The 12,439-nt window shown below is 49.9% G+C and carries 9 protein-coding genes and 2 tRNA genes; 7 read left to right on the top strand and 4 right to left on the bottom strand.

The window, feature by feature from the left end; genetic code table 11:
• Window positions 1-147: 147 nt before the first annotated feature.
• Entirely contained in the window at window positions 148-2,109 is a 1,962-nt protein-coding gene (locus ACHZBS_RS09220) for an aldehyde ferredoxin oxidoreductase family protein (RefSeq protein WP_319406205.1), read from the top strand.
• A gap of 40 nt (window positions 2,110-2,149) precedes the next feature.
• Complete coding sequence (locus tag ACHZBS_RS09225) at window positions 2,150-2,575, top strand: 4Fe-4S binding protein (protein WP_319406206.1); 426 nt, start codon at window positions 2,150-2,152, stop codon at window positions 2,573-2,575.
• Window positions 2,576-2,641: 66 nt separating this feature from the next.
• On the opposite strand, the gene ACHZBS_RS09230 is transcribed toward ACHZBS_RS09225, so the two are convergent.
• From ACHZBS_RS09230 to ACHZBS_RS09240, 3 genes are all read right to left on the bottom strand, one after another.
• Window positions 2,642-4,291: a nickel-dependent hydrogenase large subunit gene (locus ACHZBS_RS09230; protein WP_319406207.1), complete on the bottom strand. Its 1,650-nt coding sequence runs from the start codon at window positions 4,289-4,291 to the stop codon at window positions 2,642-2,644.
• A gap of 52 nt (window positions 4,292-4,343) precedes the next feature.
• Window positions 4,344-5,285, bottom strand: a complete 942-nt coding sequence (locus tag ACHZBS_RS09235; RefSeq protein ID WP_319406208.1) for a hydrogenase small subunit — start codon at window positions 5,283-5,285, stop codon at window positions 4,344-4,346.
• A gap of 502 nt (window positions 5,286-5,787) precedes the next feature.
• Window positions 5,788-6,264 (bottom strand): hypothetical protein, encoded by a 477-nt coding sequence (locus ACHZBS_RS09240; RefSeq protein ID WP_319406209.1) that lies wholly within the window; start codon window positions 6,262-6,264, stop codon window positions 5,788-5,790.
• A gap of 294 nt (window positions 6,265-6,558) precedes the next feature.
• Between ACHZBS_RS09240 and ACHZBS_RS09245 the strand changes: the two genes are divergently transcribed.
• Together ACHZBS_RS09245 and ACHZBS_RS09250 are read left to right on the top strand one after the other, a co-directional pair.
• Window positions 6,559-6,644: transfer RNA gene (locus ACHZBS_RS09245), tRNA-Ser, on the top strand.
• A 19-nt stretch (window positions 6,645-6,663) separates the two neighbouring features.
• Window positions 6,664-6,756 (top strand) — tRNA-Ser (locus tag ACHZBS_RS09250).
• Between the two features lie 133 nt (window positions 6,757-6,889).
• On the opposite strand, the gene ACHZBS_RS09255 is transcribed toward ACHZBS_RS09250, so the two are convergent.
• Window positions 6,890-8,065, bottom strand: a complete 1,176-nt coding sequence (locus tag ACHZBS_RS09255) for a tyrosine-type recombinase/integrase (RefSeq protein ID WP_319406210.1) — start codon at window positions 8,063-8,065, stop codon at window positions 6,890-6,892.
• A gap of 916 nt (window positions 8,066-8,981) precedes the next feature.
• Here ACHZBS_RS09255 and ACHZBS_RS09260 point away from each other — a divergent pair.
• The 3 genes from ACHZBS_RS09260 (at window position 8,982) to ACHZBS_RS09270 (ending at window position 12,352) form a co-directional block, all read left to right on the top strand.
• Window positions 8,982-9,713, top strand: coding sequence for a hypothetical protein (locus tag ACHZBS_RS09260; protein ID WP_319406211.1), 732 nt, complete (start codon window positions 8,982-8,984; stop codon window positions 9,711-9,713).
• A 200-nt stretch (window positions 9,714-9,913) separates the two neighbouring features.
• Window positions 9,914-11,290, top strand: coding sequence for a hypothetical protein (locus ACHZBS_RS09265; RefSeq protein WP_319406212.1), 1,377 nt, complete (start codon window positions 9,914-9,916; stop codon window positions 11,288-11,290).
• A 240-nt stretch (window positions 11,291-11,530) separates the two neighbouring features.
• The gene (locus tag ACHZBS_RS09270; RefSeq protein WP_319406213.1) at window positions 11,531-12,352 is read left to right on the top strand and encodes a radical SAM protein; all 822 of its coding nucleotides are present in this window, start codon (window positions 11,531-11,533) and stop codon (window positions 12,350-12,352) included.
• Window positions 12,353-12,439: the final 87 nt, after the last annotated feature.

Below are 12,439 nucleotides of genomic sequence, written 5' to 3' on the forward strand. Positions count from 1 at the left end.
GTCCGCGGCCTGGTTTCCGATATCTGGCCGCTGGGCCTATTTTGGATAGTATATTGAAAATATACTCAAAACATGAAATAGTAAAGGCCAACCTTTCCTTTCGGTTGTCCCGATTGCTGAAGCGGATTGATTACCCCGGAGGCTTTTATGGGCCATGCATATATGGGAAAGGTGTTGTGGGTCGATCTGAGCACCGGCACCATCACCACCGAATCCATTCCCGATCGTCTATACACCCGTTTCTTGTCCGGAACGGGACTGGCATCCTGGCTGTTGTACCAACGGATCCCCCCCGGCGCGGACCCCCTGGGTCCCGATAATATTTTAGGGTTCGTGTCCGGGGTTTTGACCGGGAGCGGATCCCTATTTACCGGCCGCTGGATGGCGGTCGGCAAAAGCCCGCTCACAGGCACCTGGGGAGATACCAACTGCGGCGGCAACCTCGCCCCCGGCATCAAGGGCTGCGGCGTGGACGGTATTTTCTTTACCGGCCGGAGCAACCATCCGGTCTACTTGTACGCAGACACCAAAGGGGCGGAACTTCGGGATGCGTCTCACTTGTGGGGCCAGGACGCCATCGAAACCGAACGTCTGCTGATTGAGGAAAACGGCCGGCGGCAACGGGTTCGGGTGGCATGCATCGGCATAGCCGGCGAACGCCGCTCGCTGATCTCCGGCATCGTAAACCACGGGGGCCGCCTGGCGGCTCGCAGCGGCCTGGGGGCGGTCATGGGGGCCAAAGGGCTCAAAGCCGTTGTCCTGTGCGGCGCCCATCGGGTTCACGCCTACGATCGCCCGCGCATGAAGGCGTTGAGCCTGTCATGCAATGCGCATGTCGCCTTTCAGCCGCCGTTTTTAAACGGCACCATGACGGCTTATCTCGGCACACTCATGCGGTTTCTGCCGACCCAGATGGAAATAGACGGCATGCTTTATAAGGTTATGCTGGAAAAGTGGGGTACCGTCAACCAGAACCAGATAGCCATCGAAATCGGCGATGCACCGGTGATGAACTGGAAGGGCTCCAACCGGGATTTTGGACTGGAAGCGTCCAGGCCCATCGACCCTGACGAATTTACCCGACCGGTGGTGGCCAAATATTTCTGCTATTCCTGCCCCCTGGGCTGCGGGGGCATCAGCCTGGCGCCGGATGGCAAAACCGAGGTGCATCGGCCCGAATACGAATCCACCATCGCCCTGGGAGGGCTGTGCCTCAACAAAGATACCGACAGCATTTACTACCTCAACGAACTGCTTAACCGTGCCGGCATGGACACCATTTCCGTGGGTGGCACGGTTGCCTTCGCCGTCGAGTGCTTTGAAACGGGCATCCTGACCTCCGCAGACACCGATGGCCTGAAGTTGACCTGGGGCAATACCGAGGCCATCGTCCAACTGGTGGAAAAAATGGTCAGACGTGAGGGCATCGGCGACCTGCTGGCCGACGGCACAAAACGGGCGGCCGAAAAAATCGGCAAGGGCGCCGGGAAGATGGCCATTCATGCCGGCGGTCAGGAACCCGGTATGCATGACGGCCGATACGATCCGGGATTTGCCCTGCACAACGTGGTCGAAGCCACCCCGGGCCGCCATACCATCGGTGCCTACATGTACTATGAAATGTTCCAGCTGTGGCGGAAAATACCGGAGCTTCCCAACCCATTCCTATTCTATCTGAAAGGAAGCAAATATCAGGCAAACCGGGAAAAAGCGATCATGGGAGCCGCCTGCAGCCAGTACATGAACGTCATCAACGGTGCCGGGTGCTGCCTTTTCGGCGCCTTTTTGGGCGCCCACCGGATTCCGGTCTTCGATTGGCTCAACGCGGCCACTGGATGGGATTTTTCCCCTGACGAATACATGGTTATCGGCCACCGGATTCAAACGGTCAAACAGCTGTTTAACATCAAACAGGGTATCGATCCCAAAGATATCCGCCTCAGCAAACGGCTCCTGGGCGACCCGCCCCAGACGGAAGGAGCCAACAAGGGAAGGACCGTACCCCTGGAAAAACTGCGCCGCTATTACTGGCGCGAAATGGGGTACGATATGGACAGCGGCGTTCCTACGGACACCTGTCTGGCCCAGTTGGGCCTGGAAAAGCAATGAATCGGAAACGGTATCGTCGGACGATGCTTAAAGGTGGGCCATGGCTTATCGGATAACCAACCGCTGCGTCGGCTGCGGGGTCTGCAAGCAAATCTGCCCGGTCGCAGCCATCACCGGGCAACGGAAAAAGCGGCATCGCATCGACGAAAAAATATGCATCGACTGCGGGGCCTGCGGTCGGGTGTGCCCCCATGCCAGCGTGAAGAATCCCGAGGATATGGTTTGCGAACGGATCCGCATCCGGTCCAAATGGCCAAAACCGGAGTTCAATCCGGATTTGTGCATCGCCTGCACCATCTGCGTGGAGGCTTGCCCCACCAATTGCATCGATTTGAAATCGGACCGGGGCACCCGGGAAACCCGGCGGCGCCCCTTTTTAAAAAACCACAGGGATTGTATCGCCTGCTCGTTTTGTGCGGCCGAATGCCCGGTAGAGGCCATTGCCATGTCCGGTGAAAAAGGATGAAGCGCTGAAAAATAAACCCCCTCCCGGATGACCATACCCGGGAGGGGGCGGTTGTCGACTCTTTAATTAGAGAACTTTGAATTTATAGACTTCGTTGGAGTCCGGATCGATCACATGAACCGCGCAGGCGATACACGGGTCGAAGGAGTGGACGGTCCGCAGCACCTCCAAGGGCTGTTTGGGATCGGCAATGGGTGTCCCGATCAGAGATTCCTCCACCGGTCCCAGCTGGCCCTTCTCGTCGCGGGGACCGAAGTTCCAGGTTGAGGGGACCACATACTGGTAGTTGCCGATTTTTCCATCCTTGATCTTGATCCAGTGGCCCAGCGCGCCGCGGGGCACATCGTTGAGTCCCACGCCCATGGCGCTTTCCGGCATCTCATAGGGCTCGTAGGTCTGGGTATCCCCACCCTTGATGTTTTCCAACAGATCCATGATCCAGCCCTGCATGGCGTCGCCAATAGCGATGGTTTCCAGACCTCTGGCAGCTGTTCTGCCCAGGGTTGAGAACAGAGCACCCGCGGGAATCCCCAATTTTTGAAGGGTGTCGTCCACGATCGGCTTGATATCCTTGTGGCCTTTGCCGTATGCGACCAGCACGCGGGCCAGCGGCCCCACTTCACAGGAAAGGCCTTCGTAGCGCGGGGCCTTGAGCCAGGTGTATTTGCCGCTGTCGGGCCGATACTTGGGATCTTCCTGCAGGGGCTTGGTTTCTCCCTTGTAGGGATGCAGGGCGGGGCCGTCTTCATACCAGGCGCGGGTCACCTCTTCGGTAACTTTGCCTTCGTAAGCCATGTCGATGTTCGCCAAATCCCGTTTTTTAATTATCCCCCGGGGCATATACAGGCTGTCGGGCTCGGCATCGGTCTGCGGGAAGTCCCCGTAGGCCAGGAAATTGGTGGTTCCGCCGATGGCGCCCCAGTCCTTATAGAAGGAGGCGACCGCCAGAAGGTCCGGAATATAGACGTTTTTAATAAAATCCTGGGTCTCTTTGGTGAGATAGAGAAATTCGGCGATACGGTCGGCTGTCATGTCCGCTACGCTGGTGACGCCGCCCACTACCAGCGACTGGGGATGGGGGTTCTTGCCGCCGAAGATGGCGTGCATGCGGGCCGCTCGTGCCTGAAGCCGGAGGGCTTCGATATAATGGGCACAGGCCATCAGGTTGGCTTCCGGCGGCAGCTTGTAGGCTGGATGCCCCCAGTAGGCGTTGGCGAAGGGGCCCAGCTGCCCGCTGTCCACGAAAGTCTGGATGCGCTGCTGGACCTGCTTGTAGTAGGCGGAACCGCCCTTTGGGTCGTTGCTGACGTTGTCTGCCAGGGCGGCGGTTTTTTTGGGGTCCGCCTTCAACGCGCTGACGATGTCCACCCAGTCCAGGGCGTGCAGATGATAAAAATGGACCAGATGATCATGCTGGTACTGGGCGCCATGAAGCAAATTCCGGATGATGCGTGCATTTTTCGGTATTTTCAGCCCGATGGCGTTATCCACGGCGCGGACCGACGAAACCGCGTGAACATAGGTGCAGACGCCGCACGAACGCTGGACGAAATGCTGCGCATCCCGCGGGTCGCGGCCCAGCAGGATGAGCTCGATACCGCGGAACATCTGCCCCGAACTCCACGCGTTGACGACTTTGCCTCCGGCCACTTCCACCTCAATGCGAAGGTGGCCCTCTATTCTGGTAATCGGATCAACAACTACACGCTTGCCCATTATGCAATCCTCCCTTATTCGTTAAGGACTTGTATTTTCAATTTTTGATGGCCTACATTTCTTCATAGAACGGGGACATCTTATCCCAGAAATTCGGTTCGCTGCAGCCGATGCAGGGATGTCCCGCTTCTACCGGCCAGCTGGTGCCGTCGTTAAATTTGGCAATCGGGCAGTTGTTGTAGGTCTCCGGTCCACGGCATCCCATCTTGTAGAGGCAGTAACCCAAGGCGGCCTCTTGGCTGCCGAATTCTTCCACGAACTCTTCGTTTTCGAAATGGGCGCGACGGGGGCACTGGTCATGAATGGTTTTGCCGTAGGCGAAAAGGGGACGCCCGCTCTCGTCCAGATCGGGCAGTTTGCCCAAAAGGAGGTAGTTGACCACGGTGCCCACCAGGTTAATGGGATTGGGCGGACAGCCTGGAATGTTCAGGGTCTTGATACCTAACGCGTCACCGACACCCTTGTAACCGCCCGGATTGGGAGATGCGGCCGGGATACCGCCGAATGAGGCGCAGGTGCCGATGGAAATAACGGCGGCAGCCTTGGGGCAGACCTCTTTGGCAATCTCCAGGAAGGAGCGGCCGGCGACCTTGCCATATCCGCCGTTGAATTTCGTGGCGATGGAACCTTCGACGATGCAGATGAATTTGCCGTCGTATTTTTTAATCGCATTGTGCAGTTGCTCTTCGGCCTGGTATCCGGCGGCAGCCATGATGGTTTCGTGGTATTCCACCGAGAGCACTTCCAGAACCAGTTCGTCAATGTAGGGGTACTGGGTCCGGAGCAGCGCTTCCGAACACCCGGTACATTCGCCGAAATGCAGCCAGACCACCGGTGGACGCTGTGCCGGTGCGGCAAACACCTCGGCCACCTTGGGAACAAAAGATGATGACAGTCCCATGGTTGCCGTCAGCGCCGTACAGTACTTCATGAAATCTCTTCGCGAGACGCCTTTTTCCTTCAACCTTTGATAAAATGATCTTTCCTTTTCCATTGGCACCTCCTGATGCTGATTATGGATGAATGTAGAGCAAAAAAAAGAGAACCAGCCGTCCATGAAAAAGCCGTTCGCACCTCAAAAAAAACGGTACGGTCATGGTCACACTGGTTCCACTTGTCTTTTCAAAGGCATTGGAACGATTTATCTTGGAAACTATCAATGGATTTCGCAAACCATTCAGTTATCAGACCCGGTATTCGGTGATCACTATACAGCGCTCGGCCCCACGTCTCTGCCAAGATGAAGCGGCACGGTCGGTTTCATTCGTCAATTCTGAATTGATTTCGATTTAAACGTGATAAAAAAATAAACGGCGTTTGGAACTATTAGTGGAAGACCCAGGGCAAGTCAAGGTAAAAAGCGCCTTTTGGCTATTGTTCAAGCCGGTTGGGATCACAGAGGGAAAGTTTTACGCGTGGAGGAAATCACTGAAGGAAAACCACAAGCGTCCGCATGTCTGAACGGGCGCCTGTGATTTCAATGGTGTTGACTGGGGTCAGGCCTCGTCGATGCTGGCATCCTCATCGGAAATTTTGATGGAATTTTTCAGATCTTTAATGATCCCTTTTTCTTCGAAATCATCATCGATGTCATCATCGAGCAGATCATCCACCTCTATCCCGGAGTCCTCATCATCGTCGTCATCAGACTCGTCCACTACCGCTGGGACCACGGGGTCGAACAACTCCCTTTCTTCGAAAAAAAGCTCGGCAGAGGAGTTGGCACCAGGCTGAAACATCTCGACAATGGCATCGGCGATACGTTCCGTGTACGTGCCCGGTGGATACATATTATGCGTGCGAAGGGCCTGGATCAGGGCATTTCGGTCCTTATCCATGGCAGCCTTGATCGCTATGGCATCATAGGTTTCCTCACACAGCAGGGAGAGCATCTCCTTGTCCAGTTCGGCGTATTCCTGAATGGCCAGCTTCCCATTTTCATTGTCCAATAGAACCACATATTTTTGTTTCATACACGTCTTCCTCCAGAAGCGATATTTTGCTGTTTTTTTGTGCCCGGAGGAACATCACAAAACATCTTTGATGTCAACCATCATTTGAAGTATCCGACAACAACTGCATTTAACGACAACCATCGTTTGGCCTTCGTTCTTCAGTCCTTGATCAATTTCTTGATCATCATGGATTCCGGTGTCGATATAAGGCAACCTGCTGAGCCGACACCCCCGGATGCATCCCGGACTGGCCGGGGGATAAAAGGATTGACGCTGATGGTGCAAAATGGTATTGAGGCGACTTATTTCAGTGGAGGGATGGCCGAGTGGTTTAAGGCGGCGGTCTTGAAAACCGTTGAGTGAAAGCTCCGTGGGTTCGAATCCTACTCCCTCCGCCAGACCCAAATAGCTGACCCTGGAGAGATGGCCGAGCCGGCTGAAGGCGCTCGCCTGCTAAGCGAGTGTGTGGTGAAAGCTGCACCGAGGGTTCGAATCCCTCTCTCTCCGCCATTATTAAGGATTAAGGTCAATTTAAGATCTCTTAGATTGACCTTATTTTTTTGTCTTTTTGGAAAATCGTTACAATAATCGTTATAATGCGGTTTGAAGTTACTAAACGACACCAAAGTATGCCAGCTGAATTTTAAGATCGGGATTTGGATGTTTCGACAACTTGAAGGTAGGATTTTTTAGGTTTGTCCAAAATGCTGGCAACCTTTTTCATGGACGGGGAAAGACCTTTAAGATAGTTGTCGGTTGTTGTTGGGCGCTTATGCCGGAGCATCTTTTGGATTTCCCTCAGTGTTGCCTTTCCAGAATCTTCTAAAATCATAGCGACATGATGGCGGATTGCTTGGAACCCAAATTTTCTTACCCCCGCCTTTTTACACAATCTGGCCATCATCTCTCGAATGCACATATCATTTTTCGTATACATCCCTCCGCCTGGTTTTGTAAAAACGTTTGGGCTGGACTTATCGCGTTCATCCCACCTTTTATTAAAACATCTGTGCAAAGTTGCGGACATTGGAACAAGGTCAGATTGCATTTGTCCACCTTTGCGTTTCCGGGTCCGAAGCGTTACCGTTCGTTTTTCAAGATTAACATCCCTCCATTCTAAACGTAAAATCTCGGATAACCGCCCTAATGTATGATAGAGCGTTTGAATGAAATCAAGCTCCCAATCGGATGCAACAAGAATAACCCTATCTATGTCTTCAGCTGGTGGAATATAGCGGGGCGTTTCTTCCTCTGGATATGGTTCAAGATTTACCACTGGATTGTGTTGAATGATAGTTTGGCGGTTAGCCCAAGTGAAAAGTGCCTTGAATTCTTTAAGATCCCGATTAGCAGTCTTGTTTCCATCCGATCCTTTCCGCTGAACAAGGAAGGAATATTGCGCCAAAAATTCTTTTTGCTCTTTTGTTAGCTTACCCTCATCCATTCTGGCCAGATTATTGGCATCTTTACGTACTTTGAGGTATTTTACAAAATCAGGAGGTGCTAAATCTTCGATTTCGGGATCTTGTTGAATAAAGGTGATAAAGCTACGGAAAACAAATGCTTTTTGCCGATAGGTATTTTTTTGATGATAATCACTGGAATAGTTACCCAGGTATTTATTTGATACCCGCGCAAAGGTCAAAGGGATCGTCTTTTGCGTCGCTTGTTCCGGATGCTTTTTGCGATAACGTTCGTTTTCTTCCCATTCCGCCGCCTCGGATTTTGTTGGAAACCCCTCTTTTTTGTAAATTTCCCCGTCCAGCATGAAACGGGTGAACCATCCCCTCTTCTTGTCTTTGTGCTTGTATTGTCCCATTGTTTCGCCTTGCCTCAGCTTCTTCTTCCAGAAAATCTATTACTTTTTTAACATCAAATCGAGCTGATTTCAAATTACATCCTTCACCAACAAAAAAATGAGGAAGCCGTCGCCACCCCTTTCTTAAGGTACTGGTGCTGGTTAAAAGTATTTTCGCCAGTTTGTGTATGTTTACTATTTCATGGGGAATACCAGCGTAATTCCTCGATGATCGCCTCAAACTTGAATCTACCACGATGTCCTCTGCCTTCCGGATCCAGAGTAACATCTCTTTTAAAATCGGCCTGAACGGCCTGTAACTGATTCTTTGGAAAGGTAATTGGTGTGTTGGCCATCGCCTGAGCGATGACCGTAAAATAATCAGGGTTGGACCCTATGTGTTGATTGTTAGAATTGTCAGTATTTCCCCATTATCCCTGAGGAAAACCGAAGTGTTTTTTCATGTCCCGAAGAATGTCAGGAATAAATTGCTGTTTAATTCCGGACATTTCAGGCATTTCTCGATAGATGTTCATTTCGCATTAACTGCGTATCAGGGATTTTCGGTTCCCCTTCCTACCTGCCGTAACAGGGTGTCTCGGCACCGTTTCTTGCAATTGCCTGCCCACATTTACATCCGATTTCGAGCTGGTTGTTATCACACTCCCATCCACGCTAACCGAGTGGTTGTTGACGAGCTACTCGCTTCCGCCCTATGCCCTGCGGATCTCGGTGTCGCGGTTCCGGTATTTCGTTGTCAAAGAGCACCATGACTGTTACAGTATATTTATCATTAATTCATGAAAAGCAACAACTGATTGAAATTACTCTTATTACCATTTACTATATAACGAATGGCCATATAATTAGCGTTTATGGTAAATACACGAAAAACATACTATGCTAATTATTTCAGCAAGATAAAAAAATATAAGAAATGCCAAAAAATCCAAAAAAAATTACGCCAAAAACCAAAAAACTTGTCCAGTTCCTGGTTCAGGATTTTTTAGAAGCCGATGCTGAACTTATAAAAGGGATCGCAGGCGACGAACAAAAAACTGAGGATTACTGGAATAACCTTGTGGCCATTCTCTTTGACAATGCATTCTGGATGGATCAACTTGATCCTGAAGACATGGGAAATATCGACCACGGGAGATCAATCGTCGAATATCACGCCTTGCTTAAACCCATGTGGGATCAGTTCAAGGTTGCTCTGCTTGATTATAAAAATGAAATTATCCCATCGAGAGATAAAGCGCAGGCCTTGGATCGTGATATTGAAAACTTAAGGTCCACTGAATATTACCAATACAAAGATCTTCTCAGGCAAAGCGATCATGCTCATCGAGAACGGTTTTATGATATGACCGTGCAGTTCAAGTTTTCGTTTGATCCCGGTCGCGCCACCTTTTATAAAAGAACCATCGATGTCGTTAATAATTTCATAGACCTTCTCAGCGGATTGCCGTTGTCATTTTTCAGGGAATGCAATCATTGCGGGAAATTTATCGTAATGACCCGCAGCGATAAAAGGTTCTGTCCAGGTTGTGCAGCTAAGAAAAATCAAAAGGATAGATGGCGGAATGATTCTGAAGGGATGAAGTTGAAGGAAAAAATTCGATACCGCACCAAGCGCAAGCAAATCGACGGGGAAAAGGACGGATAGGATAGGCGATTGATTCTTTGGGCAGGGAACTTGGTTGGGGCGGCCATCGCCTGGCGGTGACCGTAACATGATAAGGGTTGAACCCTGTTAAGAAATCTGACTACTTTCCGATATATATCTTACAGCTTCAATGGATTGCCACGCACATGACCGAAAGATTGGATACGGATCTATAATTACAATTCGGGAAGGGGATCAAAATGCCGAAGAAAGCAGCCACAAAGGACTCATTACCCGCGTTGCCAGCAAAGATCGTGGAATCCTTTTTCCCCATGGCCACGGAACTTGAACCAGGCATCATCAAGATCTCCAAGGTGCTTCGTAATCAGGGGATCGCTACCACCCACTTATGCCAGGCGATGGCGATCATCATCGGTATCATGTCATCGAGACTGGGCGATCCCGTTCCAATGATCATTACGGAAGATGAAGGCGCCGGTGCTCTTGAGTTGTTGCATACATGCCTAAACCTGGTCCCGGCGGACTCTTGGATTCAAGCACCAACCGGCAAGGCAATGAAGAGCGGTGAAATCAGTTTCGATGGCAAAACCGTTATCTGTTATGACGCGGATTCTGCAAGGGATCTATTGTCAAAGCTACTAATGGACATAGAACTCAGCACTAAAATCGACCAAAGCAATAGGCATTCCCAGGCTAAGGTGCCGACCTCATTCTTGGCGCTCACAAAAAATCCTGCCAATCCATTACTGCAAAATCGGTATGTGACACGAATTCACGTTAATGCCGACCACGAATCTAAACAGGGGCGACTGGCGAGTCTGTTGGTCAAATCAGATCATGAATCACAGCGGCGCAGTAAAGTTGAGTGTGCCTGCGTAAGAACACTTCTTGGCAGGGTTGGTGCCCACCCAGTTGATATCGATTTTGCTGGCCAGATAGTAGAACCAGATGCAGCAAGGTTTCAAAATATAGTCCCGTTTGTGGAGTCAATGTTTAGGATTATTAGAAATATAACCCGCATTAACAATACCCCGCCGCTGCGACCTGAAGAACTGCAGGCATCATTTGTCGGACTGGACCTTCAAGATTTGATCTCGGAGGGAGAGACAGGGGGAAAGGAACCGATCAAGGCGACCAAAATTGACTATGCATATTTTTTGATGATTTTCGGCGGCATATTTAGCGTTGGTAACGACTTTCTAACACCACGCCAACTTGCTATATATAGTGCTATTCTTACACAGAATATTGAATATCAGGAAAAATATACAAAACACAAAAGCTCCACATCCCAGCAAATGCTTAATGATTATACCGATGACTCAAATAACAAAGGGTGGGCGACCAGGGATGATATTATGACAAGTCTGGAGGGACATGTAGAGGAGTTCTCCTTGTCGACGCTGCACAAGGAACTGCAAGTGCTTCTCAATCATAACATAATCAAAGGGAAAAAGGTTCCGAGGAAGGCAAATCAATATCACTATGCGGCAACTCGAGTTCTAACGGAAGCGCCTTTGTTCCAAACGGACTGTTCGAAGATAGAAGACCCTAATATCAAAGGAAAATCTGAAGAGATTCCCAACTTTCTAACTGGCAAGATTGAAAAGATATAGTTTAACTTATTGATATTTGTTACCATTTATATATTTTCAATATTTTGTTATATTTCTGTCATAGTCGATAAATCACAAAATCTTTAAATATCAACAAAGGCAACTCTTTTGTGGTTGCCTTTTTTATTTTTCAAACACAAAAATATTTTTTAAGTCACTGTCATCACGTAGGATTTCGAACATATTCCCAAATGCAAAATTCATTTGCATTAAATTCAATTCATGGGAGGTATGTTTACAATGAAATCAAACCAAGAAACTAAACAAAATGTAAAAAAGAAGTCAGGAGGGCACGGAACACAAGAATGGTCGGTTAAGACGGTAAACTGTGTTACCGGATGTTCTCACAATTGCCTCTACTGCTACGCGAAGGGCATGGCGGTGAGATTCAAACAGGTTACGCCTGAGGAATGGCCAATTGAGCGTGTACGGCCCCACGATGTTGCAAAGCGACATAGAATGTACAGCGGGCAGGTAATGTTCCCGTCGAGCCACGATATCACCCCCTATAACTTGGTTTCATGCATAAAGGTGCTGAAAAAACTGTTGATAGTTGGCAATCGAGTGCTGGTTGTCAGCAAACCACATATTCAGTGCATAGAAAAACTCTGCGAGGAGTTGGCAGAATACAGAGATAAGATCCTGTTTCGTTTCACCATCGGTGCCCAGGACAATAAAATATTGTCGTATTGGGAACCGAACTCACCGAGTTATGTCGAGCGCAGGGCATCGTTGGTACATGCATATGATCAGGGATTCAAAACGTCTGTCAGCGTCGAACCGATGCTGGATGCAACCAACATAGACGACCTGATCAGCGATCTTTCTCCCTATGTGACCGACGCCATATGGATCGGGACGATGAACCATCTGGGGCGGTTTGGGAAAAGTTCAGACGTGGTTATGAAACAGGCGATTGCCATGATCCGCCGGGGGCAGACTAACGCGTCCATCAGGGCGATATATAGGCGTCACAAGGATAATCCGCTGATCAAATGGAAGAAGGAAATCAAGAAAGTGGTCGGCATCCCAATTCCTAAGCAAAACGGGCTGGATATTTAAATAGTTTGCATACTGATGTGAATAAAAGGGTGGGTTCTGCATTATGCAGGGGCTGCCCTTTCTTTTTCTGTACTACCAATCAAGTTT

This window comes from uncultured Desulfosarcina sp., assembly GCF_963664155.2.
GTDB lineage: Bacteria > Desulfobacterota > Desulfobacteria > Desulfobacterales > Desulfosarcinaceae > Desulfosarcina.